The organism is Burkholderia reimsis, from assembly GCF_003294055.1.
GTDB classification, from domain to species: Bacteria; Pseudomonadota; Gammaproteobacteria; order Burkholderiales; family Burkholderiaceae; genus Burkholderia; species Burkholderia cepacia.
Window position 1 is genome coordinate 43,217 of record NZ_QMFZ01000042.1, and the last position, 24,479, is coordinate 67,695.

General features: G+C 64.2%; 26 protein-coding genes and 1 tRNA gene. 25 read left to right on the forward strand and 2 right to left on the reverse strand.

The features are described from left to right. The first annotated feature begins 150 nt into the window (after positions 1-150). The 25 genes from DPV79_RS34190 (at position 151) to DPV79_RS34310 (ending at position 22,709) form a co-directional block, all read left to right on the forward strand. Positions 151-1,170 carry an NAD(P)H-quinone oxidoreductase gene (locus DPV79_RS34190; protein WP_059492629.1) on the forward strand — a complete coding sequence of 340 codons (1,020 nt, stop codon included), beginning with the start codon at positions 151-153 and terminating at the stop codon, positions 1,168-1,170. Positions 1,171-1,333: 163 nt separating this feature from the next. Continuing rightward, on the forward strand, positions 1,334-2,089 hold the full coding sequence (gene tpiA / locus DPV79_RS34195; RefSeq protein ID WP_021162811.1) for a triose-phosphate isomerase: 756 nt from the start codon (positions 1,334-1,336) through the stop codon (positions 2,087-2,089). 72 nt (positions 2,090-2,161) lie between these two features. Then, positions 2,162-2,542, forward strand: coding sequence for a preprotein translocase subunit SecG (gene secG, locus DPV79_RS34200; RefSeq protein ID WP_042977371.1), 381 nt, complete (start codon positions 2,162-2,164; stop codon positions 2,540-2,542). 112 nt (positions 2,543-2,654) lie between these two features. After that, a tRNA-Leu gene (locus DPV79_RS34205) sits at positions 2,655-2,739 on the forward strand. 153 nt (positions 2,740-2,892) lie between these two features. Continuing rightward, on the forward strand, positions 2,893-3,252 hold the full coding sequence (locus tag DPV79_RS34210) for an NADH-quinone oxidoreductase subunit A (protein WP_006398798.1): 360 nt from the start codon (positions 2,893-2,895) through the stop codon (positions 3,250-3,252). A gap of 62 nt (positions 3,253-3,314) precedes the next feature. Next, positions 3,315-3,794 (forward strand): NuoB/complex I 20 kDa subunit family protein, encoded by a 480-nt coding sequence (locus DPV79_RS34215; RefSeq protein WP_006398799.1) that lies wholly within the window; start codon positions 3,315-3,317, stop codon positions 3,792-3,794. Positions 3,795-3,815: 21 nt separating this feature from the next. Beyond that, positions 3,816-4,418, forward strand: a complete 603-nt coding sequence (locus DPV79_RS34220) for an NADH-quinone oxidoreductase subunit C (protein WP_006478264.1) — start codon at positions 3,816-3,818, stop codon at positions 4,416-4,418. A 9-nt stretch (positions 4,419-4,427) separates the two neighbouring features. Further along, positions 4,428-5,681: an NADH-quinone oxidoreductase subunit D gene (locus DPV79_RS34225; protein WP_006478265.1), complete on the forward strand. Its 1,254-nt coding sequence runs from the start codon at positions 4,428-4,430 to the stop codon at positions 5,679-5,681. 185 nt (positions 5,682-5,866) lie between these two features. Beyond that, positions 5,867-6,352, forward strand: coding sequence for an NADH-quinone oxidoreductase subunit NuoE (gene nuoE / locus DPV79_RS34230; RefSeq protein ID WP_006756903.1), 486 nt, complete (start codon positions 5,867-5,869; stop codon positions 6,350-6,352). Beyond that, positions 6,349-7,659, forward strand: coding sequence for an NADH-quinone oxidoreductase subunit NuoF (gene nuoF / locus DPV79_RS34235; protein ID WP_006478267.1), 1,311 nt, complete (start codon positions 6,349-6,351; stop codon positions 7,657-7,659). The genes nuoE and nuoF overlap by 4 nt, the downstream gene beginning before the upstream one ends. Before the next feature lie 82 nt (positions 7,660-7,741). Beyond that, positions 7,742-10,072, forward strand: coding sequence for an NADH-quinone oxidoreductase subunit NuoG (gene nuoG, locus DPV79_RS34240; RefSeq protein ID WP_059553702.1), 2,331 nt, complete (start codon positions 7,742-7,744; stop codon positions 10,070-10,072). Beyond that, a complete protein-coding gene (gene nuoH / locus DPV79_RS34245; RefSeq protein WP_111942574.1) occupies positions 10,073-11,140 on the forward strand; it encodes an NADH-quinone oxidoreductase subunit NuoH in 1,068 nt (355 codons plus the stop codon). Positions 11,141-11,150: 10 nt separating this feature from the next. Further along, positions 11,151-11,639 (forward strand): NADH-quinone oxidoreductase subunit NuoI, encoded by a 489-nt coding sequence (gene nuoI, locus DPV79_RS34250; protein WP_009691265.1) that lies wholly within the window; start codon positions 11,151-11,153, stop codon positions 11,637-11,639. Positions 11,640-11,751: 112 nt separating this feature from the next. Continuing rightward, the gene (locus tag DPV79_RS34255; RefSeq protein ID WP_021162815.1) at positions 11,752-12,402 is read left to right on the forward strand and encodes an NADH-quinone oxidoreductase subunit J; all 651 of its coding nucleotides are present in this window, start codon (positions 11,752-11,754) and stop codon (positions 12,400-12,402) included. Between the two features lie 18 nt (positions 12,403-12,420). Next, positions 12,421-12,726 carry an NADH-quinone oxidoreductase subunit NuoK gene (nuoK, locus tag DPV79_RS34260; protein WP_006478272.1) on the forward strand — a complete coding sequence of 102 codons (306 nt, stop codon included), beginning with the start codon at positions 12,421-12,423 and terminating at the stop codon, positions 12,724-12,726. A 17-nt stretch (positions 12,727-12,743) separates the two neighbouring features. Next, positions 12,744-14,804, forward strand: coding sequence for an NADH-quinone oxidoreductase subunit L (nuoL, locus tag DPV79_RS34265; RefSeq protein WP_059618874.1), 2,061 nt, complete (start codon positions 12,744-12,746; stop codon positions 14,802-14,804). Between the two features lie 16 nt (positions 14,805-14,820). Beyond that, the gene (locus DPV79_RS34270; protein WP_021162817.1) at positions 14,821-16,311 is read left to right on the forward strand and encodes an NADH-quinone oxidoreductase subunit M; all 1,491 of its coding nucleotides are present in this window, start codon (positions 14,821-14,823) and stop codon (positions 16,309-16,311) included. A 36-nt stretch (positions 16,312-16,347) separates the two neighbouring features. Next, positions 16,348-17,802, forward strand: a complete 1,455-nt coding sequence (nuoN, locus tag DPV79_RS34275) for an NADH-quinone oxidoreductase subunit NuoN (protein ID WP_027786870.1) — start codon at positions 16,348-16,350, stop codon at positions 17,800-17,802. Beyond that, positions 17,802-18,098 (forward strand): DUF2818 family protein, encoded by a 297-nt coding sequence (locus DPV79_RS34280; protein WP_021162819.1) that lies wholly within the window; start codon positions 17,802-17,804, stop codon positions 18,096-18,098. Before nuoN ends, DPV79_RS34280 begins: the two co-directional genes overlap by 1 nt. Before the next feature lie 36 nt (positions 18,099-18,134). Beyond that, a complete protein-coding gene (locus DPV79_RS34285; RefSeq protein ID WP_021162820.1) occupies positions 18,135-18,725 on the forward strand; it encodes an NUDIX domain-containing protein in 591 nt (196 codons plus the stop codon). 136 nt (positions 18,726-18,861) lie between these two features. Continuing rightward, complete coding sequence (locus tag DPV79_RS34290; protein WP_048020504.1) at positions 18,862-19,284, forward strand: DUF1178 family protein; 423 nt, start codon at positions 18,862-18,864, stop codon at positions 19,282-19,284. A gap of 103 nt (positions 19,285-19,387) precedes the next feature. Continuing rightward, on the forward strand, positions 19,388-20,584 hold the full coding sequence (locus DPV79_RS34295; protein WP_048020505.1) for an acyl-CoA dehydrogenase family protein: 1,197 nt from the start codon (positions 19,388-19,390) through the stop codon (positions 20,582-20,584). A gap of 19 nt (positions 20,585-20,603) precedes the next feature. Further along, a complete protein-coding gene (locus DPV79_RS34300) occupies positions 20,604-21,737 on the forward strand; it encodes an acyl-CoA dehydrogenase family protein (RefSeq protein ID WP_113047491.1) in 1,134 nt (377 codons plus the stop codon). Positions 21,738-21,774: 37 nt separating this feature from the next. Then, the gene (locus DPV79_RS34305) at positions 21,775-22,236 is read left to right on the forward strand and encodes a MaoC family dehydratase (protein WP_059688506.1); all 462 of its coding nucleotides are present in this window, start codon (positions 21,775-21,777) and stop codon (positions 22,234-22,236) included. Further along, entirely contained in the window at positions 22,233-22,709 is a 477-nt protein-coding gene (locus DPV79_RS34310; protein ID WP_021162823.1) for a MaoC family dehydratase, read from the forward strand. The genes DPV79_RS34305 and DPV79_RS34310 overlap by 4 nt, the downstream gene beginning before the upstream one ends. A 47-nt stretch (positions 22,710-22,756) precedes the next feature. On the opposite strand, the gene DPV79_RS34315 is transcribed toward DPV79_RS34310, so the two are convergent. Both DPV79_RS34315 and DPV79_RS34320 read right to left on the reverse strand, forming a co-directional pair. Continuing rightward, entirely contained in the window at positions 22,757-23,449 is a 693-nt protein-coding gene (locus DPV79_RS34315; RefSeq protein ID WP_113047492.1) for a glutathione S-transferase N-terminal domain-containing protein, read from the reverse strand. Between the two features lie 204 nt (positions 23,450-23,653). Continuing rightward, a complete protein-coding gene (locus DPV79_RS34320; protein WP_059590688.1) occupies positions 23,654-24,445 on the reverse strand; it encodes an oxepin-CoA hydrolase, alternative type in 792 nt (263 codons plus the stop codon). Positions 24,446-24,479: the final 34 nt, after the last annotated feature.

A 24,479-nucleotide genomic window follows, 5' to 3' on the forward strand; every position in this document is an offset into this window, starting at 1 on the left:
GGGCAGGCGGACCAACGGCCGGCAGTGCGAAAGCGTGCCGGCCGTTTTTTCTGTAGCATCGTTGTGCGGCGCAGCAGCGCCGGCTACGCGTCCGAGCCGCGTGCGGGCGCGCCATCCGATTCCGATCCTGATCCCGGAGCGACCATCACCATGAAAGCCATCGAAATCACCGAATTCGGCGCCCCCGACGTGCTGAAGCTCGCGGAGCGTCCGCGCCCCGAACCGAAGCGCGGCGAAGTGCTGATCAAGGTGGCGGCTTCCGGCGTGAACCGGCCCGACGTGTTTCAGCGCAAGGGTGCGTATGCACCGCCGCCGGGCGCGTCGGATCTGCCGGGACTCGAGGTCGCGGGTGAGATCGTCGGCGGCGATTTGTCCGACGCGGCGCTGAACCCGTTCGGCCTGAAGCTGGGCGATCGTGTGTGTGCGCTGCTCGCGGGCGGCGGTTATGCCGAGTATGCGGTCGCGCCGCTGCCGCAATGCCTGCCGGTACCCGACGGGCTTACGGATATCGAGGCCGCGTCGCTGCCCGAAACGTTCTTCACCGTATGGAGCAACGTGTTCGACCGTGCACAGCTCGGCGCGGGCGAGGGCGGCGAGCAGGAGACGCTGCTCGTGCAGGGCGGCTCGAGCGGCATCGGCGTGACGGCGATCCAGATCGCGCATGCGCTCGGCTTTCGCGTGTTCGCGACGGCCGGTACCGCCGACAAGTGCCGCGCGTGCGAGGCGCTCGGCGCCGAACGCGCGATCAACTACAAGACGGAAGACTTCGTCGAGGTCGTGAAGTCGCTGACGCACGATCGCGGCGTCGACGTGATCCTCGACATGGTGGCGGGCTCGTACGTGCCGCGCGAACTGTCCGCACTCGCGGATGGCGGCCGTCTCGTGCTGATCGCGCTGCTCGGCGGCGCGAAGGCCGACATCAACCTCGGCGAGATCCTGCGTCGCCGGCTGACGATCACGGGCTCGACGCTGCGCCCGCGTCCGGTCGAGTTCAAGGCGCGGATCGCCGCGCAACTGAAGGCGCGCGTGTGGCCGCTGATTGCCGATGGCCGCATCAAGCCGGTGATCTATCGTGTATTGCCGGCCGCGGATGCCGCGCAGGCGCATGCGCTGATGGAAAGCAGCGAGCACACCGGCAAGATCGTCCTGGATTGGGGGTCGAACGCCTGACGGCCCGTGTGGCCGGGCTTGACATACGCGGTTTGACCGGTTCAAGCCGTGCGCAGTAAAATCGCCGGTTTGCTTCGCCAGATCAAACCTGACGGCCGGTTTCCGGCGCGTCAATGGCACGTAAATGGCACGTTAATGACCAAGCGGTGACGAGACGGACACGATGTCGAAACAGAGAACTAAGCGTGTGATCGGCAACTGGAAGATGCACGGCCGGCTGGCCGGCAACCAGGCGTTGCTGAACGAAGTGGTGCAGGGTGCGGGCGCGGTGGCGGCCGAAACGTCGGTCGGCGTGTGCGTGCCGTTCCCGTATCTCGCGCAGGTTCAGGCGCAGCTCGACGGCGGCCGTGTCGCCTGGGGTGCGCAGGACGTGTCGGCGCACGAGCAGGGCGCGTTCACCGGCGAAGTGGCGGCCGCGATGGTCGCGGAGTTCGGCGCACGTTATGCGATCGTCGGTCATTCGGAGCGTCGCGCGTATCACGGCGAGCGCAACGAGACGGTCGCGGCGAAGACGCAGCGCGCGCTCGCGGCGGGGCTCACGCCGGTCGTGTGCGTCGGCGAGACGCTCGACGAGCGCGAGTCGGGTGCGACCGAGCAGGTGGTCGGTGCGCAGCTCGACGCAGTGCTGGCCGTGCTGACGGCCGACGAGGCTGCGCGCATCGTCGTCGCGTACGAGCCGGTCTGGGCGATCGGCACGGGCAAGAGCGCGACGTCGGCGCAGGCACAGGACGTGCATGCGTTCCTGCGTGGGCGTCTCGCGGCAAAGGGTGCGGCGGACGTGTCCGTGCTGTACGGCGGCAGCGTGAAGCCGGACAACGCGGAAGAGCTGTTCGCGCAGCCGGACATCGACGGCGGCCTGATCGGCGGCGCGTCGCTGAAGGCGGAAGATTTCCTGGCGATCTGCCGGGCCGCGCGATAAGCGGTCCGGGATCGAATTGAACCATGAGGGCGGCCGGTCGTTCCGGTCGCCCGATCCAATCGGGTGGGTGTGATGCTGTTATTCAAGACGCTGATTATTGTGGTGCAGGTGCTGTCTGCACTCGGTGTGATTGGTCTCGTGCTGCTGCAGCACGGCAAGGGTGCCGACATGGGCGCTGCGTTCGGCAGCGGCGCGTCGGGCAGCCTGTTCGGTGCCACGGGGTCGGCGAACTTCCTGTCGCGTACCACGGGCATTCTCGCAACGATCTTCTTCGTCGCGACGCTGGCGCTGACGTATCTCGGTTCGTACAAGTCGACGCCGTCGGCCGGTGTGCTCGGCACGGCAGCGACCGCGCCGGCATCGGCACCTGCAGCATCGGCGCCGGCAGTCGCGGCATCCGCCGCCGTTGCGGGTTCGGCTGCGAGCGCGCCGGGCCAGGATGTCCCGAAATAAAAAGTTAAAATTTTTGCGATTGTGCGTTGAACAATTCCGGGACTCAGGTTAGAATTTAATTCTTGAAGCGATTCGCGGGAAACAAGTAGTTACAACCCCGGTTGCATGCAGTGCCGACGTGGTGAAATTGGTAGACACGCTATCTTGAGGGGGTAGTGGCGAAAGCTGTGCGAGTTCGAGTCTCGCCGTCGGCACCAAAGTTACTCAATGCCAGCCGCTTCTAGTGGCTGGCATTTTTCATTTCTGGGGTGTGCTTGCGGTTGTCTTGCGATCGCGTGCACTCCGAAATGATTCCTTCCGCCGGAAGTGGTATTCTCCGGACGCTCAGAACCAACCGATAGAGGATTGCCTTGAACCTCGCAGCCTATTACCCCGTCTTGTTGTTCCTCCTCGTGGGCACTGGTTTAGGTATAGCGCTGGTCAGCATCGGCAAGCTCCTTGGTCCCAACAAGCCGGACGTCGAGAAGAACGCACCGTACGAGTGCGGCTTCGAAGCCTTTGAAGACGCCCGGATGAAATTCGACGTCCGGTACTACCTCGTCGCCATCCTGTTCATCATCTTCGATCTCGAAACCGCATTCCTGTTTCCGTGGGGCGTCGCGCTCCGGGATATCGGCTGGCCGGGTTTCATCGCAATGATGATTTTTCTGCTCGAATTCCTGCTGGGCTTTGCCTATATCTGGAAGAAAGGCGGCCTCGACTGGGAGTGATGGGTTAATCGCCGGTTTGCATGGGCGGCCACGCTCGGTCGCTCGTCTGGAGTGGAAAGCAAATGAGTATCGAAGGGGTCTTGAAGGAAGGGTTTGTCACCACGACGGCTGACAAGCTGATCAACTGGACGCGTACCGGCTCGCTGTGGCCGATGACGTTCGGGCTCGCGTGTTGCGCCGTCGAAATGATGCATGCGGGCGCTGCCCGTTACGACCTGGACCGGTTCGGCGTCGTGTTCCGCCCGAGCCCGCGCCAGTCGGACGTGATGATCGTCGCCGGCACGCTCTGCAACAAGATGGCGCCCGCGCTGCGCCGCGTGTACGACCAGATGGCCGAGCCGCGCTGGGTGATCTCGATGGGATCGTGCGCGAACGGCGGTGGCTACTACCACTACTCGTACTCGGTGGTTCGCGGCTGCGATCGGATCGTACCGGTCGACGTCTACGTGCCGGGCTGTCCGCCCACGGCCGAGGCGCTGGTCTACGGCGTGATCCAGCTTCAGGCGAAGATCCGCCGCACCAATACCATCGCCCGTCAATAAAGCCCCGAGCGTCCCCTCAATATGGCAAGCAAAATCGAGACCCTCAAGGCAAACCTCGAAGCCGCGCTCGGCGCGCGCGTGGTGAGCCTCACCGAAGCGATCGGTGAACTGACGCTCGTCGTGAAGGCGAGCGATTACCTCGAAGTCGCAAAGACGCTGCGCGACGATCCGAAGCTCCGTTTCGAGCAGCTGATCGACCTGTGCGGCGTCGACTACCAGACCTTCGGCGACGGCGCCTACGACGGCCCGCGTTTCGCGGCCGTGTCGCACCTGCTGTCGGTCACGAACAACTGGCGTCTGCGCCTGCGCGCATTCGCGCCGGACGACGATCTGCCGATCGTGGCATCGCTGGTCGACATCTGGACGTCCGCGAACTGGTACGAGCGCGAAGCGTTCGACCTGTACGGCATCGTGTTCGAAGGCCACCCCGACCTGCGCCGCATCCTCACCGACTACGGCTTCATCGGCCACCCGTTCCGCAAGGACTTCCCGGTGTCGGGCTACGTCGAAATGCGTTACGACCCGGAAGAGAAGCGGGTCGTGTACCAGCCGGTGACGATCGAGCCGCGCGAAATCACGCCGCGCGTGATCCGCGAGGATCGCTATGGCGGTCTGAAACATTAAGGGGGCGTCATGGCAGAAATCAAGAACTACACGCTCAACTTCGGCCCGCAGCACCCGGCAGCGCACGGCGTGCTGCGCCTCGTGCTCGAGCTCGACGGCGAAGTCATTCAGCGTGCCGATCCGCACATCGGCCTGCTGCACCGCGCGACGGAAAAGCTCGCGGAATCCAAGACTTTCATCCAGTCCGTGCCGTACATGGACCGTCTCGACTACGTGTCGATGATGGTCAACGAGCACGGCTACGTGCTCGCGATCGAAAAGCTGCTCGGCATCGAAGTGCCTGAGCGCGCGCAGTACATCCGCGTGCTGTTCGACGAGATCACGCGCGTGCTGAACCACCTGATGTGGATCGGCGCGCACGCACTCGACGTCGGCGCGATGGCGGTGTTCCTGTACGCATTCCGCGAACGCGAAGACCTGATGGACGTGTACGAAGCGGTGTCCGGTGCCCGGATGCACGCGGCGTACTACCGTCCGGGCGGCGTCTACCGCGACCTGCCTGACGCAATGCCGCAATACAAGGCGTCGAAGATTCGCAACGAGAAGGCGCTCGCGAAGATGAACGAAGCGCGCAGCGGCTCGGTGCTCGATTTCATCGACGACTTCTTCACGCGCTTCCCGAAGTGCGTCGACGAATACGAAACGCTGCTCACCGACAACCGGATCTGGAAGCAGCGTCTGGTCGGGATCGGCGTGGTCAGCCCGGAACGTGCGCTGCAGATGGGCCTGACGGGCCCGATGCTGCGCGGCTCGGGTATCGCCTGGGACCTGCGCAAGAAGCAGCCGTACGAAGTGTACGATCGCATGGATTTCGACGTGCCGGTCGGCGTGAACGGCGATTGCTACGACCGCTACCTGGTTCGCGTCGAAGAAATGCGCCAGTCGATCCGCATCGCGAAACAGTGTATTGAGTGGCTCCGCAAGAATCCGGGCCCGGTGATGACCGACAATCACAAGGTTGCACCGCCGTCGCGCGTCGGCATGAAGACCAACATGGAAGACTTGATTCATCACTTCAAGCTCTTCACCGAAGGTTTCCATGTGCCGGAAGGCGAAGCGTACGCGGCGGTCGAGCATCCGAAGGGCGAGTTCGGCATCTACCTCGTGTCGGACGGTGCCAACAAGCCGTATCGCCTCAAGATTCGCGCACCGGGTTTCGCGCACCTGGCGTCGCTCGACGAAATGGCGCGCGGTCACATGATCGCCGACGCCGTCACGATCATCGGTACGCAGGACATCGTGTTCGGCGAAATCGATCGCTAATGGTTGTGCCGCCCGTTTGTCGCGGGCGGCGAGCGGTAAGTCACACGCGAAGTCACATGCTGCATGCGCTGAACCGGCGCGGCTTCGCAAGCTGTCAACAGAGTGAGCGCCAGGTCTGCCGTCCATGCACCCCAGTGTGCGGCAGGTTGTTCGTTCGGTAGGAATTGAAAGAGTCGTGTCTGAAAATGATCTCAGCTGAAGGCCTGAAGGAAATCGATCGAGCGTTGACGAAGTATCCCGCCGATCAGAAACAGTCCGCCGTGATGTCGGCGTTGGCCGTTGCTCAGGAAGAGCACGGCTGGCTGTCGCCCGAACTGATGCAGTTCGTTGCGGACTATCTCGGCATGCCGGCCGTTGCCGTGCAGGAAGTCGCGACGTTCTACACGATGTACGAGCTCAACCCGGTCGGCAAGCACAAGATCACGCTCTGTACGAACCTGCCGTGCCAGCTTGGCCCGCACGGCGGCGCGGAAGCGACTGCCGACTACCTGAAACAGAAGCTGGGCATCGGCTTCGGCGAGACCACGCCTGACGGCAAGTTCACGCTGAAGGAAGGCGAATGCATGGGCTCGTGCGGCGATGCGCCGGTGCTGCTGGTGAACAATCACAGAATGTGCAGCTTCATGAGCCGCGAGAAGATCGACCAGCTGCTTGAGGAGCTCTCGAAATGACGTCCCTCCACGACCGTCACATCAAACCGCTGATCCTCGCTGGTCTGAACGGCGAGAACTGGCATCTCGAAGATTACGTCGCGCGCGGCGGCTACAAGCAGCTGCGCCGCATTCTCGAAGAAAAGATTCCGCCCGAGCAGGTGATCGCCGACGTCAAGGCGTCGGGCCTGCGCGGCCGCGGCGGTGCGGGTTTTCCGACCGGCCTGAAATGGAGCTTCATGCCGCGCCAGTTCCCGGGGCAGAAGTACCTCGTCTGCAACTCGGACGAAGGCGAGCCGGGTACGTTCAAGGATCGCGACATCCTGCGCTGGAACCCGCATGCGCTGATCGAAGGCATGGCCATCGGCGCGTACGCGATGGGCATCACCGTCGGCTACAACTACATCCACGGCGAAATCTTCGAAGTGTATCGACGCTTCGAGGCCGCGCTCGATGAAGCGCGTGCAGCGGGTTTCCTCGGCGACAACATCATGGGCTCGGAATTCTCGTTCCAGCTGCACGCGCACCACGGTTACGGCGCGTACATCTGCGGCGAGGAAACGGCGCTGCTCGAGTCGCTCGAAGGCAAGAAGGGCCAGCCGCGCTTCAAGCCGCCGTTCCCGGCGAGCTTCGGCGTGTACGGCAAGCCGACCACGATCAACAACACCGAGACGTTCGCCGCGGTGCCGTTCCTGCTGTCCATCGGGCCGCAGAATTACCTCGAGATCGGCAAGCCGAACAACGGCGGCACGAAGATTTTCTCGGTGTCGGGCGACGTCGAGCGTCCGGGCAACTACGAAGTGCCGCTCGGCACGCCGTTCGCGACGCTGATGGAGCTCGCCGGCGGGATGCGCGGCGGCAAGAAGATCAAGGCCGTGATTCCGGGCGGGTCGTCGGCACCGGTGATCCCGGGCGACATCATGATGCAGACGGATCTCGACTACGATTCGATCGCGAAAGCGGGCTCGATGCTCGGTTCCGGCGCGGTGATCGTGATGGACGAGACGCGCTGCATGGTGCGATCGCTGCTGCGCCTGTCGTACTTCTACTACGAGGAATCGTGCGGCCAGTGCACGCCGTGCCGCGAAGGCACCGGCTGGCTGTATCGCGTCGTGAACCGTATCGAGCACGGCGAAGGGCGCCAGGAAGATCTGGACCTGCTGAACTCGGTGGCCGAGAACATCATGGGCCGCACGATCTGTGCACTCGGCGATGCGGCGGCGATGCCGGTACGCGGGATGCTCAAGCACTACTGGGACGAATTCGCGTACCACGTCGAGCACAAGCACTGCATGGTCGGCGGCCACGCGCACGCGGCGGCAGCCTGAAGCGAACCCGGTTGCGGAATTTGAGCGCACGGTCGGGCGAAGGCGCGAACGGGCGGAAATAGGTTAAGGACCATTCACCATCATGGTTGAACTTGAAATAGACGGCAAGAAGGTCGAGGTGCCCGAAGGCAGCATGGTGATCCAGGCTGCGCACAAGGCGGATACGTACATTCCTCACTTCTGCTATCACAAGAAACTGTCGGTTGCGGCCAACTGCCGGATGTGTCTCGTCGAAGTCGAGAAGATGCCGAAGGCCGTGCCTGCCTGCGCGACTCCCGTGTCGGCCGGCATGATCGTCCATACGCAATCCGACAAGGCCGTGAAGGCGCAGCAGTCGGTGATGGAATTCCTCCTCATCAACCACCCGCTCGACTGCCCGATCTGCGATCAGGGCGGCGAATGCCAGCTGCAGGATCTGGCGGTCGGCTACGGCAAGTCGTCGTCGCGCTACTCGGAAGAAAAGCGCGTGGTGTTCCACAAGAACGTGGGCCCGCTGATCTCGATGGAAGAGATGTCGCGCTGCATCCACTGCACGCGCTGCGTCCGCTTCGGCCAGGAAATCGCCGGCGTGATGGAGTTCGGCATGCTGGGCCGCGGCGAGCACTCGGAAATCACGACGTTCGTCGGCAAGACGGTCGATTCCGAAATGTCGGGCAACATGATCGACCTGTGCCCGGTCGGCGCGCTGACCAGCAAGCCGTTCCGCTACAGCGCCCGTACGTGGGAACTGTCGCGCCGCAAGTCGGTGAGCCCGCACGATTCCGTCGGCGCGAACCTCGTCGTGCAGGTGAAGAACAACCGCGTGATGCGCGTGCTGCCGTTCGAGAACGAAGCGATCAACGAATGCTGGATCTCGGACAAGGACCGCTTCTCGTATGAAGGCCTCAACAGCGAAGAGCGCCTGACGAAGCCGATGCTGAAGCAGGGCGGCCAGTGGATCGAAACCGACTGGCAGACCGCGCTCGAATACGTCGCGAAGGGCCTGAAGGGCATCGCCGCGGATCACGGCGCGAACGCGCTGGCGATGCTCGCGAGCGCGCACAGCACCGCCGAAGAGCTGTTCCTCGTGAAGCAGCTCGCCAGCGAACTGAAGACGCCGAACGTCGATTTCCGTCTGCGTCAGCAGGATTTCTCGGCGCCGGTCCAGGGCGCACCGTGGCTCGGCATGCCGATCGCCGACCTGTCGAACGTGGACGCCGCGTTCGTCGTCGGTTCGTTCCTGCGCCGCGACCACCCGCTGTTTGCCGCCCGCCTGCGTCAGGCCGCGAAGAACGGCGCGAAGCTGCACTTCCTGCACGCGACCGGTGACGATGCACTGATCCCGACCGCGCAACGCATCGTTGCCGCGCCGTCCGCATGGCTCGACGAGCTGGCCGGCATCGCCGCGGCCGTCGCGCAACTGCGCGGCGTCGCGCTGCCCGACGCGCTCGCAGGCGTCACCGCATCGCCGGCCGCGCAGGCTGTCGCCCAGTCGCTCGCGAACGGCGAACGCCGTGCGGTGCTGCTCGGCAACGTCGCGGTCCGCCATCCGGAATTCGCGAAGCTGCACGCCGTCGCCAAGTGGATCGCCGACAACACCGGCGCCACGTTCGGCTTCCTGACGGAAGCGGCGAACACGGTCGGCGCGCACGTCGTCGGCGCACTGCCGGGCGAAGGCGGCCTGAACGCACGTGAAGCGTTCGCGCAGCCGCGCAAGGGCTACGTGCTGCTGAACGTCGAGCCGGAATTCGACACCGCTGATCCGGCACAGGCACTGGCCGCGCTGAACCAGGCGGAAATGGTCGTCGTGATGTCGCCGTTCAAGCACGGCCTCGACTACGCCGACGTGCTGCTGCCGGTTGCGCCGTTCACGGAAACGGCCGGCACGTACGTGAATGCGGAAGGCACCGTGCAGAGCTTCAACGGCGTCGTGCGCCCGCTCGGCGACACGCGTCCGGGCTGGAAGGTGCTGCGCGTGCTCGGCAGCCTGCTCGGCCTGCCGAACTTCGAATACGAGACCGCGGAAGAAGTGCGTCTCGCTGCGCTCGGCGACGCCGGCGTCGCGGGCCGCCTGTCGAACCAGACGTCGGTCGCGCCGGTGCGCGCCGCCGCGAATGCCGCGAACGGTGGTTTCGAGCGTCTGGCCGATGTGCCGATCTATCACGCCGACGCGCTCGTGCGCCGTGCAGGTGCGCTGCACCTGACGGCCGCCGCGAAGGCGGCGAATGCCGCAGCCCTGCCGGCCGCGCTGTTCGACAAGCTGGGCTTGAAGGAAGGCGACGCGGTGCGCGTGCGCCAGGGCGAGCGTGCGGTGCAGTTGCCGGCCGTGCGCGACGCGAATCTTGCGGAGACGGTCGTTCGCGTGTCGGCGGCAACGCCTGCCGGCGCAGCGCTCGGCAGCCTGTCCGGTGAACTGGTGGTGGAGAAGGCGTAAATGAGCTTGTTCGATACGATCAACGCGGGCGGGTCCCAGCTTCTCGGCTTCGCATGGCCGACGGTGTGGGCCGTCGTGCGCATCCTCGTCGTCTCCGTCGTCATCCTGCTGTGCGTCGCGTACCTGATTCTGTGGGAACGCAAGCTGATCGGCTGGATGCACGTGCGTCTCGGTCCGAACCGCGTCGGCCCCGGCGGCCTGCTGCAGCCGATCGCCGACGTGCTGAAGCTGCTGCTGAAGGAAGTCATTCAGCCGAGCGCCGCCAGCCGCTGGCTGTACCTGATCGCGCCGGTGATGACCGTCGTGCCGGCATTCGCCGTGTGGGCGGTGATCCCGTTCCAGGCAGAAGCCGTGCTCGCGAACGTGAACGCGGGCCTGCTGTACGCGATGGCGATTTCGTCGATCGGCGTGTATGCGGTGATTCTCGCGGGCTGGGCATCGAACTCGAAGTACGCGTTCCTCGGCGCGATGCGCGCCGCGGCACAGATGGTGTCGTACGAAATCTCGATGGGCTTCGCGCTGGTGCTGGTGCTGATGACGGCCGGCAGCCTGAACCTGTCGGAAATCGTGGGTTCGCAACAGCACGGCTTCTTCGCCGGCCACGGCGTGAACTTCCTGTCGTGGAACTGGCTGCCGCTGCTGCCGGCGTTCGTCGTCTACTTCATTTCGGGCATCGCCGAAACGAACCGCCACCCGTTCGACGTGGTGGAAGGGGAGTCGGAAATCGTCGCCGGTCACATGATCGATTACTCGGGCATGGCGTTCGCGCTGTTCTTCCTCGCCGAGTACATCAACATGATCGTGATCTCGGCGCTGGCTGCGACGCTGTTCCTCGGTGGCTGGGACGCACCGTTCGAATTCCTGTCGTTCATCCCGGGCGTCTTCTGGCTGGTGCTGAAGGTCTTCGCACTGCTGTCGGTGTTCATCTGGGTCCGCGCAACGTTCCCGCGCTACCGTTACGACCAGATCATGCGTCTGGGCTGGAAGGTGTTCCTGCCCGTCACGGTGGTCTGGGTGGTCGTGGTCGGCTGCTGGATGATGTCGCCGCTGAACATCTGGGTGAAGTAAGGACGAAATCATGACGGCTATCCAACACTTCTTTAAGACTTTCTTCCTGACCGAGCTGCTGAAGGGGCTCGCGCTGACCGGTCGTTACACGTTCAAGCGCAAGTTCACCGTGCAGTTCCCGGAAGAGAAGACCCCGATTTCGCCGCGCTTCCGCGGGCTGCATGCGCTGCGCCGCTACGAAAACGGCGAAGAGCGCTGCATCGCGTGCAAGCTCTGCGAGGCCGTGTGCCCCGCGATGGCGATCACGATCGAATCGGAAACGCGCGCGGACAACACGCGCCGCACGACGCGCTACGACATCGACCTGACGAAGTGCATCTTCTGCGGTTTCTGCGAAGAGAGCTGCCCGGTCGATTCGATCGTCGAGACGCAGATTCTCGAGTACCACGGCGAAAAGCGCGGCGACCTGTATTTCACGAAGGAAATGCTGCTCGCGGTGGGCGATCGCTACGAGAAGGACATCGCCGCGGCGAAGGCTGCCGACGCGCCGTATCGTTGATTGTGTTTGCAGTGCCGGCCCGAAGCCTGGGCCGAGCCGCCGCGACGGGTGCGGCACGCGAGAGCGTCCCGCAAGCCGCGCCTGACTATGGCCTAACGATGAACCGGTAATCATGGAATTCACGACCGTACTGTTCTACATCTTCGCGCTGCTCCTGGTGGTATCAGGGCTGAAGGTGATCACTTCGCGCAACCCGGTGGCGTCTGCGCTTTTCCTTGTGCTGGCGTTCTTCAACGCCGCCGCGATCTGGATGCTGCTGGAAGCGGAGTTCCTCGCGATCCTGCTGGTGCTGGTCTACGTGGGCGCCGTGATGGTGCTGTTCCTGTTCGTCGTGATGATGCTGGACATCAACATCGACTACCTGCGCCGCGACTTCAAGCGCTTCGTCCCGATGGCGACCGTGGTCGGCGCGATCATCGTGATCGAAACCGCGCTGATCCTGTGGCGCGGCTACGGCGACACGCAGACGGTGCACGCGATGGCGACGGGCGAGATGGCCAACTGGTCGAACACGCGACTGATCGGCAAGGTGATCTACACCGACTACATCTTCGCGTTTGAAATCGCCGGCCTGGTGCTGCTGGTCGCGATCATTGCCGCGATCGGGCTGACCGAGCGCAAGGGCAAGGACAGCAAGCGCCAGCGCGTGTCGGATCAGGTCAAGGTGCGCCGCAACGACCGTGTGCGCCTCGTGAAGATGGAAGCGGACAAGCCGCAGCCGGAAACGGCGCAGAGCGAAGCCGGTTCGGGCACCAACGGCTAAGCGGAGGAAACGAAAACCATGCTGACTCTTGCTCATTACCTCGTGCTCGGCGCGATCCTCTTTGCGATCGCGATCGTCGGGATCTTCCTGAACCGCCGCAACGTCATCATCATCCTGATGTCGATCGAACTGATGCTGCTGGCGGTGAATACCAACTTCGTCGCGTTTTCGCACTACCTCGGCGATGTGCACGGCCAGATCTTCGTGTTCTTCGTGCTGACGGTCGCCGCAGCGGAAGCCGCGATCGGCCTCGCGATTCTGGTGACCCTGTTCCGTAAGCTCGACACGATCAATGTCGAGGATCTCGATCAGCTCAAAGGTTAATTTCAGGCAACGCTGTTATGTCAACGACACTCAATGAAAACCTGCTGCTGGCGATTCCGCTCGCTCCGCTGGCCGGCTCGCTGATTGCGGGGCTGTTCGGGAACGCAGTCGGGCGCAAGGGCGCACACCGGATCACGATCCTCGGCGTAATGATCGCGTTCCTCCTGTCGGCGAAAGTCTTCTTCGACGTGATGGGCGGCGCAAGCTTCAACGCGACCGTCTACGAATGGATGAACGTCGGCTCGCTGAAGCTCGAAGTCGGCTTCCTCGTCGATTCGCTGACCGCGATGATGATGGTCGTCGTGACCTTCGTCTCGCTGATGGTGCACGTGTACACGATCGGCTACATGGCGGAAGAAGACGGCTACCAGCGCTTCTTCTCGTACATCTCGCTGTTCACGTTCTCGATGCTGATGCTCGTGATGAGCAACAACTTCCTGCAGCTGTTCTTCGGCTGGGAAGCGGTGGGTCTGGTGTCGTACCTGCTGATCGGCTTCTACTTTACGCGTGAGAGCGCGATCTACGCGAACATGAAGGCGTTCCTCGTGAACCGCGTGGGCGACTTCGGCTTCCTGCTCGGCATCGGCCTGCTGCTCGCATTCGCCGGCTCGATGAACTACGGCGAAGTGTTCGCGAAGCGCGCGGAACTCGCGAGCCTGCACTTCCCGGGCACCGACTGGGGCCTGCTGACCGTGGCCTGTATCTGCCTGTTCATCGGCGCGATGGGTAAGTCGGCACAGTTCCCGCTGCACGTGTGGCTGCCGGACTCGATGGAAGGCCCGACCCCGATCTCGGCGCTGATTCACGCGGCGACGATGGTGACGGCCGGCATCTTCATGGTGTCGCGCATGTCGCCGCTGTTCGAACTGTCGGATACCGCGCTGTCGTTCGTCACGGTGATCGGCGCGATCACGGCGCTGTTCATGGGCTTCCTCGGCATCATCCAGAACGACATCAAGCGGGTGGTCGCCTATTCGACGCTGTCGCAGCTCGGCTACATGACGGTCGCGCTCGGCGTGTCCGCGTACCCGGTCGCGTTGTTCCACCTGATGACGCACGCGTTCTTCAAGGCGCTGCTGTTCCTCGGCGCCGGCTCGGTCATCATGGGCATGCACCACGACCAGGACATCCGCAACATGGGCGGCCTGCGCAAGTACATGCCGATCACGTGGATCACGTCGCTCATCGGTTCGCTCGCGCTGATCGGTACGCCGTTCTTCTCGGGCTTCTACTCGAAGGACTCGATCATCGACGCGGTGAAGCTTTCGCACCTGCCGGGTTCGGGCTTCGCGTACTTCGCGGTCGTCGCGAGCGTGTTCGTCACGGCGCTGTACTCGTTCCGCATGTATTTCCTGGTGTTCCACGGTGAAGAGCGCTTCCGCAAGCCGAAGCATCCGGAATCGCCGATGGGCATGGCGGCCGCGCACGGCCACGACGACCACGGCCATGGCCATGGCCATGGTCACGACGACCACGCGCACGAGCCGCACGAGACCCCGTGGGTCGTGTGGGTGCCGCTGGTCCTGCTGGCGATCCCGTCGGTGATCATCGGTGCGATCGCGGTCGGCCCGATGCTGTTCGGCGACTTCTTCCAGCACGGCGTTGCATTCGACAAGGTGATCTTCATCGGTGAAAACCACCCGGCGCTGGCCGAGATGGCCGAGGAGTTCCACGGCTGGGTGGGCATGGGCCTGCACTCGGTGTCGGGTCTGCCGGTCTGGCTCGCGCTCGCCGGTGTCGTTGTCGCCTGGTTCCTGTACCTGAAGCGTCCGGATCTGCCGGCGTCGATCCGCCGCGCGTTCGGCCCGATCTACACGCTGCTGGACAACAAGTACTACATGGACAAGATCAACGAAGTGGTGTTCGCCCGTGGTTCGGTGGCGATCGGCCGCGGCCTGTGGAAGGAAGGTGACGTCGTCGTGATCGACGGCCTCGTCAACGGCAGCGCCCGGTTCATCGGCTGGTTCGCCAGCGTGATCCGCTTCCTCCAATCCGGTTACATCTATCACTACGCGTTCGCCATGATCATCGGCATGCTGGGGCTCCTGACCCTGTTTGTAACGCTCGGCGGCAAATAAGGCGGGGGACAACTTAATGCACGCTTTTCCGATTCTCAGTACCGCGATCTGGCTGCCGATCGTTTTCGGCCTCCTCGTGCTTGCGGTGGGTAATGACAAAAATCCGGGGACGGCCCGCTGGATCGCGCTGATCGGTTCGCTGCTCGGCCTCGCGGTCACGATCCCGCTGATCACGGGCTTCGATTCGAGCACGGCTGCGCTGCAGTTCGTCGAGAAGTCGACCTGGATCGAGCGCTTCGACATCGCGTATCACCTCGGCGTCGACGGCATCTCGATGTGGTTCGTCGTGCTGACCGCGCTGATCACGGTGATCGTCGTGATCGCCGCATGGGAAGTCATCACCGAGAACGTCGCGCAGTACCTCGCGGCGTTCCTGATCCTGTCCGGGATCATGATCGGCGTCTTCTCGGCGGCCGACGGCCTGCTGTTCTACGTGTTCTTCGAAGCGACCCTGATCCCGATGTACATCATCATCGGCGTGTGGGGCGGCCCGAACCGCGTGTATGCGGCATTCAAGTTCTTCCTGTACACGCTGGCCGGCTCGCTGCTGATGCTGGTCGCGCTGATCTACCTGTATACGGAAACGCATTCGTTCGACCTCGCGACGTGGCAGAACGCCAAGATCGCGATGACGCCACAGATCCTGCTGTTCATCGCGTTCTTCCTCGCGTTCGCGGTGAAGGTGCCGATGTGGCCGGTGCATACGTGGCTGCCGGACGCGCACGTGGAAGCGCCGACGGGCGGCTCGGTCGTGCTGGCCGCGATCATGCTGAAGCTCGGCGCGTACGGTTTCCTGCGCTTCTCGCTGCCGATCACGCCTGACGCGAGCCACTTCCTGGCCCCCGTCGTGATCACGCTGTCGCTGATCGCGGTGATCTACATCGGCCTCGTCGCGATGGTGCAGGCCGACATGAAGAAGCTGGTCGCGTATTCGTCGATCGCGCACATGGGCTTCGTCACGCTCGGCTTCTTCATCTTCAACCAGCTCGGCGTCGAAGGCGCGATCATCCAGATGATCTCGCACGGCTTCGTGTCGGGCGCGATGTTCCTCTGCATCGGCGTGCTGTACGACCGCGTGCACTCGCGCCAGATCGCCGATTACGGTGGCGTCGTCAACGTGATGCCGAAGTTCGCGGCGTTCGCGATGCTGTTCTCGATGGCCAACTGCGGCCTGCCGGGCACGTCGGGTTTCGTCGGCGAGTTCATGGTGATTCTCGCGGCCGTCCAGTACAACTTCTGGATCGCATTCGGCGCGGCGTTCACGCTGATCCTCGGCGCTGCTTACACGCTGTGGATGTACAAGCGCGTGTACTTCGGCGCGGTGGCGAACGATCACGTTGCCAAGCTGAAGGACATCGGCCGTCGCGAATTCCTGATGCTGGCCGTGCTCGCCGCGTTCACGCTGCTGATGGGCCTGTATCCGAAGCCTTTCACCGACGTGATGCACGTTTCCGTGGAAAACCTCCTCTCCCATGTCGCGCAGTCCAAGCTGCCGCTGGCGCAGTAATCGCGAGCGGAGGAAATCAAGATCATGAACGCTCCTATGAATGTCCTGTTGCCTGACGCGCTGGTGATGGCCGCCATCGTCGTCGCATGGCTGAACGACACCTTTACCGGTGCTTCCGGCCGCCGCCTGACTTACCTGATCGCGGTTGTTTCGTCGGTCGTCGCCGGCGTGTGGTTCGCGGTGCAGGCACTCGACCCGCAGCAGTACTACTTCTTCTCGAAGATGGTCGTCGTCGACTCGTTCGCGAGCACGATGAAGGCCGTCGTGTCGTTCGGTTTCGCGGTCTCGCTCGTCTATTCGCGCAAGTACCTCGAGGATCGCGACATGTTCCGCGGCGACGTGTTCCTGCTCGGCATGTTCTCGCTGCTCGGCCAGCTGGTCATGGTGTCGGGCAACAACTTCCTGACGCTGTACCTCGGTCTCGAACTGATGTCGCTGTCGCTGTACGCAGTCATCGCACTGCGCCGCGACGCCGCGCAGTCGAGCGAAGCCGCGATGAAGTACTACGTGCTGGGCGCGCTCGCGTCGGGCTTCGTGCTGTACGGCATCTCGATGCTGTACGGCGCGACCGGCTCGCTCGAGCTGGGCGAGGTGTACAAGGCGGTCGGCGGCAACACCGACGCAGCCGTGCTGATGTTCGGCGTGGTCTTCATCGTCGCCGGTATCGCGTTCAAGCTCGGCGCCGTGCCGTTCCACATGTGGGTGCCGGACGTCTACCAGGGCGCACCGACCGCGATGACGCTGTTCGTCGGCGGCGGCCCGAAGGTTGCCGCGTTCGCGTGGGGCCTGCGCTTCCTGGTGATGGGCCTGCTGCCGCTCGCGCAGAACTGGCAGACCGCGCTCGTGATCCTCGCCGCGCTGTCGCTGATCGTCGGCAACATCACCGGTATCGTCCAGCGCAACATCAAGCGGATGCTCGCGTACTCGGCGATCTCGAACATGGGCTTCGTGCTGCTCGGCCTGCTCGCGGGCATCGTGAAGGGCGACGCGTCGGCGCCGGCGAATGCATACAGCTCGGCGATGTTCTACGCGATCGTCTACCTGATCACGACGCTCGGCTCGTTCGGCGTGGTGATGCTGCTCGCACGCCGCGATTTCGAAGCCGACACGATCGACGACTTCAAGGGCCTCAACAAGCGCAGCCCGGTGTTCGCGTTCGTGATGATGGTCATGATGTTCTCGCTGGCAGGCATCCCGCCGACCGTCGGCTTCTATGCGAAGCTCGCCGTGCTCGAGGCGACCGTCAACGCGGGCCTCACGTGGCTGGCCGTGCTGGCCGTGATCACGTCGCTGTTCGGCGCGTTCTACTACCTGCGCATCGTGAAGCTGATGTACTTCGATGCACCGCAGGATGCAACGCCGATCACGGGCGATTTCTGCAAGCGCACGATCCTCGTGCTGAACGGCCTGGCGGTCGTCGTGCTCGGCCTGATCCCGAGCCCGCTGCTGACGGCCTGCCTGCAGGCAATTCGCCACACGCTGCCGCTGTAATGTCGGCAGCCGGCTGGTTTATCGTGCTGTTGGCGTTCGTCTGCGCCAACCTGCCGTTCCTGAACCAACGCCTCTTCGCCGTCGTGCCGTTCGGCGCGACGAAGAAGGGCGGGTGGGTGCGGATCGGCGAGCTGATCGTGCTGTACTTCATCGTCGGCGCGCTCGGCTTCTGGCTCGAGTCGCGCGCCGGCAACCGCTTCGAACAGGGCTGGCAGTTCTACGCGATCACGTTCAGTCTTTTCGTCGTGTTCGCGTTTCCCGGCTTCACGTTCCAGTATCTCGTCAAACGACGCTGACGGCTTCGGCCGTCGCGCTCATTCCCGGAGCCGCCGATGGCCGAACTACCCAATCACGACGCCGCACTGACCGAAACCTGCCTCGAGAGCGAGGCGATTTTCGACGGCGCGTTCCTCAAGCTCAAGCGCGATATCGTCCGCCTGCCGGATGGCAAGAAGGCCACGCGCGAATACGTCCAGCATCCGGGCGCGGTGATGGTGATCCCGCTGTTCGACGACGGCCGCGTGCTGATGGAAAACCAGTTTCGCTACCCGATCGGCAAGGTGATGGCCGAATTCCCGGCCGGCAAGCTCGACCCGAACGAAGGCGCGCTCGCCTGCGCGGTGCGCGAACTGCGCGAGGAAACGGGTTACACGGCACGCGAGTACGTGTTCCTGGCCCGCATTCATCCGATCATTTCCTACTCGACCGAATTCATCGACCTGTACCTGGCGCGCGGGCTGACGGCCGGCGAGCGCAAGCTCGATGAGGGCGAATTCCTCGAGACCTTCACCGCGACGCAGGCCGATCTGCAGGAATGGGTGCGCACGGGCCAGATTTCCGACGTGAAGACGATCATCGGTACGATGTGGCTCGACAAGGTGCTGTCCGGTACGTGGCCGCTCGGGCCGGTCCTGACGCCCTGAGTGCGGCGTCAGCGGCGGGTGGGGCGCCGCGTTACAATCCGGTGACGCGACGCCTCCACGTCGCGCGATCGGTAATTAGCACGATCGTTCACAAAACCGCTTTTTGCGCTACACTCGCCACACGCCCTGATTCAGCATGAAGGTCCTCGATTTGCAGTGCCCGCACGGTCATCGGTTCGAAGGCTGGTTTGCTTCCGCCGATGAATTCGAAGCGCAGTTGTCCCGCAAGCTGGTCGAATGCCCGGTGTGCGGAACGACCGAGGTCAACCGTCTGCCGTCGGCGCCGCGCCTGAATCTGTCGGGCGCGACGCAGGCACAGCCGGCCGATCCGCGCGCAATGCAGGCGCAGGTGATGCGTGCACTGCGCGAGGTGCTGGAGAAAACCGAGAATGTGGGCGAGCGCTTCGCCGAGGAAGCGCGGCGCATCCATTACAACGAGGCGCCGGCACGCAGCATTCGCGGCGTCACGACGCCAGAAGATGCGCAATCCTTGGCCGAAGAAGGCATCGACGTGATGCCGCTGCCGATTCCTGCCGCGCTGAAAGAACCGCTGCAATGACGTATGCAGTGGGTCCTTGCCGGGCTGGACGGCTGCGGTCAGCCTTGCATGGGACCTGAGTAAGCGCTGAAGCGCAAACTCCGGTCGACAGGAGACACTGCGCATGGATCTGGATTATTCCCCCGCCGACGACGCGTTCCGCGTCGACGTCCGCGCCTGGCTCGAGGCCAACCTGCCTCACGCACTGCGCGCCAAAGTACTCGATCACAAACGACTCGACCGCGAGGATTTCGCGAGCTGGCACCGGATTCTCGGCCAGCGCGGCTGGTCCGCGCCCGCCTGGCCGGTTGAATACGGCGGGCCGGGCTGGAACGCGACGCAACGGCACATCTGGGATGAGGAGTGCGCGCGGATCGGTGCACCGACCGTGCTGCCGTTCGGCGTATCGATGGTCGCGCCGGTGTTGATGAAATACGGCAGCGAAGCGCAGAAGCGTCATTATCTGCCGCGGATTCTCGACGGCTCGGACTGGTGGTGCCAGGGCTATTCGGAGCCGGGTTCGGGATCCGACCTCGCCTCGTTGCGCACGCGCGCCGAGCGCCAGGGCGATCACTACGTCGTCAACGGCCAGAAGACCTGGACGACGCTCGGCCAGTACGCCGACATGATGTTCTGCCTCGTGCGCACCGATCCGGCCGCGAAGAAGCAGGAGGGCATCTCGTTCCTGCTGATCGACATGAAGACGCCCGGCATCACGGTGCGGCCGATCGTCATGCTCGACGAGGACCACGAGGTCAACGAGGTGTTCTTCGAGGACGTGAAGGTGCCGGTCGAGAATCTTGTCGGCGACGAGAATCGCGGCTGGACCTACGCGAAATACCTGCTTGGCCATGAGCGCACCGGCATCGCGCGCGTCGGCGCGTCGAAGCGTGAGCTCGCGTTCCTGAAGCGCGTGGCGTCGAACCAGCGCAAGAACGGCAAGCCGTTGCTTGCCGATCCCGTGTTCGCCGCCAAGGTCGCGGCGCTCGAGGTCGAGCTGATGGCGCTCGAGGTGACGGTGCTGCGGGTCGTCAGCCGCGAGACGAGCGGGAAGGGGCCGGGCCCCGAGGCATCCATGCTGAAGATCAAGGGCACGGAAGTGCAGCAGGCGCTCACCGAGCTGATGGTTGAAGCGATCGGCCCGCTCGCCGCACCGTTCGACGTTCCGTTCCTCGACGGCCAGCGCGAGCACAGCATCGCCGGCGACGACGACGCGGCGCCGCTGGCCGCGTACTACTTCAATTACCGGAAGACGTCGATCTACGGCGGTTCGAACGAGATCCAGAAGAACATCATCGCGCAGATGATTCTGGGGCTGTGATCAGGGAACGGAGACAACCATGGATTTCAGCTTTACCGATGAGCAGCAGCAGTTCGCCGACGCGCTGCGCCGTTATCTCGGCGAGCAATACGGCTTCGAAGCGCGCCAGGCCATCGTGCGCAGCGACGCGGGCGTGTCGGACACGCAATGGAGCGCGTTCGCCGAACTGGGGTTGACCGCGCTGCCCGTGCCGGACGCACAGGGCGGCTTCGGCGGCGGCCCGGTCGACATGCTGGTCGTGATGCAGGAACTCGGCCGCGCGCTCGTGATCGAGCCGTACTGGGCAACGGCGGTGGGCGTCGAGGCCTTGCGCATCGCCGGCTCCGGCGCCGGTGAGGATGCCGCGTTGCTGGAGGCGATCGCGCAGGGGCAGAAACGTGTCGCGGTTGCTTTCCACGAGCCGCATGCGCGCTACGACCTGTTCGAACTCGATACGCATGCGCGCGAGCAGGGCGGCACGTACCGCCTGACGGGCACGAAGTCGGTCGTTCAGCACGGCGCGCAGGCGCATGCGTGGATCGTGCCTGCGCGCGTCGACGGCGGCGGCATCGGCCTGTTCGTCGTCGAACGGGATGCCGCGAATGCGAAGGTGGCCGACTACCGGACGATCGACGGCCAGCGTGCCGCGACGATCGGTTTCAACGAAACGCCGGCGCGACTGCTGACGGGCGGTGCACGCGACGCCGCCGCCCTCGAGCAGGTTGCCGATTACGCGACGTTCCTGCTGTGCGCGGAGGCGGTCGGCGCGCTCGACGAACTGAACCGCGCCACGGTCGAATACACGAAGACGCGCGAACAGTTCGGCATGCCGATCGCGCGTTTCCAGGCACTGCAGCACCGGATGGTCGACATGCTGATCCATGCCGAGCAGGCACGTTCGCTGACCTATCTGGCAGCCGTACGCTACGCGAGTGGCGATGCCGACGCGCGGCGCAAGGCGGTGTCGGCCGCGAAAGCGCGTGTCGGCGCCGCCGCGCGTTTCGTCGGCCAGCAGGCCGTTCAACTGCACGGCGGCATGGGCGTGACCAACGAGGTCGCCGCGGCGCACCTGTTCAAGCGGCTGACGATCATCGAGACGACGCTCGGCGACACCGATCATCATCTTGCGCGCATCGCGGCACTGCCCGATTTCGCGCAGGCCGACGCGGTATGACGGCGACGCGCGAGCGCGCCAGACAAGGAGACATCTAGTGGGCATCAGTTACGAAGACCTGGTGGTCGGCAGCACCACCGAAGTGGGCCGTTACACGTTCGAACCCGACGACATCAAGACGTTCGCGCAACGCTACGATCCGCAGCCGTTTCATCTCGACGAAGAAGCCGGGAAGGCATCGCATTTCGGCGGGCTTGTCGCGAGCGGCTGGCATACGTGTTCGGTGTTCATGAGCCTGCTCGTCAAGAAGCTTGGCGAGGACTCGACCAGCATGGGCTCGCCGGGCATCGACTCGATCCGCTGGCTCAAGCCGGTGAGGGCAGGCGATACGATCACGATGTACCAGAAGGTTCACGACAAGCGTGTGTCGGAGAGCAAGCCCGACCGCGGCATCGTGTCGACGGAATGGGTCGGCGTGAACGAGGCCGGCGAGACGGTGATTACCGTGCACACGAAAGTGATCTTCGGGCTGCGCCATCCGGGAGGCGTGCAGGCATGACGGAAATGACCTTGCCGCTGATCGCGTCGGCACAGGCGCTGCAGGCACGCGTCGGCGCGGAGCCGCTCGCGAGCGGCTGGATCGTGATCGATCAGAAGCGCGTCGACGGGTTTGCCGACGCGACCGGCGATCATCAATGGATTCACGTCGATCCCGAGCGCGCGCAACGCGAGTCGCCGTTCGGCGGGCCGATCGCCCACGGGTTCCTGACGCTGTCGCTGATTCCGGCGTTGATGACCGACGCGATGCGTTTCGAGCAGAAGATGGGCGTGAACTACGGACTGAACCGCGTGCGGTTCCTGAAGCCGGTGCCGGTCGGCGCGCGCGTGCGTGCGCTGTTTGCGGTAAAGGAAACCGCCGAGGCCGCGCGGAACGGCGTGCAGGTGACGTGGTCGGTGACGATGCAGGTCGAGCGTCCCGATGCGCCGCAGCCGGTTTGCGCGGCGGAATTCATCACGCTGCATTACTTCTGAAGCGGGGAGCGGCATGCGTGGATGCCGCTCCGCCCGTCACTTGCGTGTCAGTGCTTCGCGTATTGCGTTGCGCCGAACAGCACCTCGCGTGCCTTGTCGTCCTGCAGCGCCTTGCGCATCGACGCGAGCACTTCGACCCCGCGCTGCACGGCCGGTCGCGCGGCGATCGTGTCGTACCAGCGCTTCACGTTCGGCAATTCGTCGAGCACGATACCCTGGTTCTGCCATGAGCGCGTCCACGGGAACGTCGCAATGTCCGCGATCGTGTACGTGTCGCCCGAGAGATACTCGGATTCGCCGAGTCGCTTGTCCATCACGTTGTACAGGCGTTTCGCCTCGTTCGTGTAGCGGTTGACCGCATACTCGATCTTCTCCGGCGCATACAGGCGGAAGTGGTGCGCCTGCCCGAGCATCGGCCCGACACCGCCCATCTGGAACATCAGCCATTCGAGCGTTGCATAGCGTGCGGCCGGATCGGTCGGCAGGAACTTGCCGGTCTTCTCCGCGAGGTAGATCAGGATCGCGCCCGATTCGAACAGCGAGATCGGCTTGCCGCCGGGGCCGTCCGGATCGACGATCGCGGGGATCTTGTTGTTCGGGCTGATCTTCAGGAATTCCGGCTTGAACTGGTCGCCTGCGCCGATATCGACCGGATGGACACGATAGGCGAGGCCCGTTTCCTCGAGCATGATGTGCACCTTGTGGCCGTTCGGGGTCGCCCAGCTATAGACGTCGATCATCGTGAACTCCTTTGTTGCGTGCGCGAAAACGGCGCTGGCAGCGCCGCGACAGGCGGTCATTAGAGCATGGATCGATGCGCGCTGCTGGCGACGCAAACACGCGTGCCGATACGTGTGCGCGGGCGTGCGAGCGCTCGCCGCCGCCATCGCGCGCGGCGTTTCCTGGTGGATGCGGTCAGGCAGGCGGAACGCAGGCGTGGCGGCTCAGCGCTTGTAGCGGGGCGGGCGCTTCTCGAGAAATGCGGTGATGCCCTCGAGCCCGTCCGCATGATGCAGCGAAGCGACGAAATGATCGCGTTCGGTGCCGAGGTGCGCGTCGAGCGGTTGCGTCGTCGCGTCGTCGAGCAGCGACTTGATGCGCGTGAGCGCGTTCGGCGAGATGCCTGCGAGTGCATCGGCCCATGCCAGCGCGTCGGTCAACGCCGCGCCCGGCACGGCGAGCCGGTTGACGACGCCGAGCGCGTGCAGACGTTCGGCCGCGACGGGTTTGCCTTCGAACAGGATTTCGGCCGCGAGCGCGCGCGGCAGTGCGCGGGCGATGAACCACGAACCGCCCCCGTCGGGTGTCAGGCCGACACGCGCGTATGACATCACGAATTTCGCATCGTGCGCGGCGACGATCAGGTCGCACGCGAGCGCGAGCGAAAAGCCGGCGCCGGCCGCCGCGCCTTCGACCGCCGCGATCACCGGCTTCGTCGAAGCGTGGATCGCGGTTACCCATGCGGCGAGCTGATCGATGCTGTCGGCCTGGTAGGACGGATCCTTCGAGCGGTTGTCGAGCAGCCGGTTCAGGTTGCCGCCCGCGCAGAAGAAGCGATCGGCGCCGGTGAGCACGACAGCGCGAATCCCGGGATCGCGCTCGGCGGTGGCGAGCGCCTCGACGCCGGCCGCGTACATGTCGGGATGCAGCGCATTGCGTGCGCCGGGATTGGATAGCGTGAGGACGAGCGTCGAATCGCTCTCGGGTGGACGCGAGGCCAGCAGTTCAGCACTCATGCGAGCGTGTCTCCATCGGATGGCGGGGCTGCGG

Excerpts from the sequence above, each read along its gene's own strand:
- DPV79_RS34190 (WP_059492629.1), top strand. The coding sequence starts at position 151 with ATGAAAGCCATCGAAATCACCGAATTCGGCGCCCCCGACGTGCTGAAG.
- tpiA (WP_021162811.1), top strand. The coding sequence starts at position 1,334 with ATGTCGAAACAGAGAACTAAGCGTGTGATCGGCAACTGGAAGATGCAC.
- secG (WP_042977371.1), top strand. The coding sequence starts at position 2,162 with ATGCTGTTATTCAAGACGCTGATTATTGTGGTGCAGGTGCTGTCTGCA.
- DPV79_RS34215 (WP_006398799.1), top strand. The coding sequence starts at position 3,315 with ATGAGTATCGAAGGGGTCTTGAAGGAAGGGTTTGTCACCACGACGGCT.
- DPV79_RS34220 (WP_006478264.1), top strand. The coding sequence starts at position 3,816 with ATGGCAAGCAAAATCGAGACCCTCAAGGCAAACCTCGAAGCCGCGCTC.
- DPV79_RS34225 (WP_006478265.1), top strand. The coding sequence starts at position 4,428 with ATGGCAGAAATCAAGAACTACACGCTCAACTTCGGCCCGCAGCACCCG.
- nuoE (WP_006756903.1), top strand. The coding sequence starts at position 5,867 with ATGATCTCAGCTGAAGGCCTGAAGGAAATCGATCGAGCGTTGACGAAG.
- nuoF (WP_006478267.1), top strand. The coding sequence starts at position 6,349 with ATGACGTCCCTCCACGACCGTCACATCAAACCGCTGATCCTCGCTGGT.
- nuoG (WP_059553702.1), top strand. The coding sequence starts at position 7,742 with ATGGTTGAACTTGAAATAGACGGCAAGAAGGTCGAGGTGCCCGAAGGC.
- nuoH (WP_111942574.1), top strand. The coding sequence starts at position 10,073 with ATGAGCTTGTTCGATACGATCAACGCGGGCGGGTCCCAGCTTCTCGGC.
- nuoI (WP_009691265.1), top strand. The coding sequence starts at position 11,151 with ATGACGGCTATCCAACACTTCTTTAAGACTTTCTTCCTGACCGAGCTG.
- DPV79_RS34255 (WP_021162815.1), top strand. The coding sequence starts at position 11,752 with ATGGAATTCACGACCGTACTGTTCTACATCTTCGCGCTGCTCCTGGTG.
- nuoK (WP_006478272.1), top strand. The coding sequence starts at position 12,421 with ATGCTGACTCTTGCTCATTACCTCGTGCTCGGCGCGATCCTCTTTGCG.
- nuoL (WP_059618874.1), top strand. The coding sequence starts at position 12,744 with ATGTCAACGACACTCAATGAAAACCTGCTGCTGGCGATTCCGCTCGCT.
- DPV79_RS34270 (WP_021162817.1), top strand. The coding sequence starts at position 14,821 with ATGCACGCTTTTCCGATTCTCAGTACCGCGATCTGGCTGCCGATCGTT.
- nuoN (WP_027786870.1), top strand. The coding sequence starts at position 16,348 with ATGAATGTCCTGTTGCCTGACGCGCTGGTGATGGCCGCCATCGTCGTC.
- DPV79_RS34280 (WP_021162819.1), top strand. The coding sequence starts at position 17,802 with ATGTCGGCAGCCGGCTGGTTTATCGTGCTGTTGGCGTTCGTCTGCGCC.
- DPV79_RS34285 (WP_021162820.1), top strand. The coding sequence starts at position 18,135 with ATGGCCGAACTACCCAATCACGACGCCGCACTGACCGAAACCTGCCTC.
- DPV79_RS34290 (WP_048020504.1), top strand. The coding sequence starts at position 18,862 with ATGAAGGTCCTCGATTTGCAGTGCCCGCACGGTCATCGGTTCGAAGGC.
- DPV79_RS34295 (WP_048020505.1), top strand. The coding sequence starts at position 19,388 with ATGGATCTGGATTATTCCCCCGCCGACGACGCGTTCCGCGTCGACGTC.
- DPV79_RS34300 (WP_113047491.1), top strand. The coding sequence starts at position 20,604 with ATGGATTTCAGCTTTACCGATGAGCAGCAGCAGTTCGCCGACGCGCTG.
- DPV79_RS34310 (WP_021162823.1), top strand. The coding sequence starts at position 22,233 with ATGACGGAAATGACCTTGCCGCTGATCGCGTCGGCACAGGCGCTGCAG.
- DPV79_RS34315 (WP_113047492.1), bottom strand. The coding sequence starts at position 23,449 with ATGATCGACGTCTATAGCTGGGCGACCCCGAACGGCCACAAGGTGCAC.
- DPV79_RS34320 (WP_059590688.1), bottom strand. The coding sequence starts at position 24,445 with ATGAGTGCTGAACTGCTGGCCTCGCGTCCACCCGAGAGCGATTCGACG.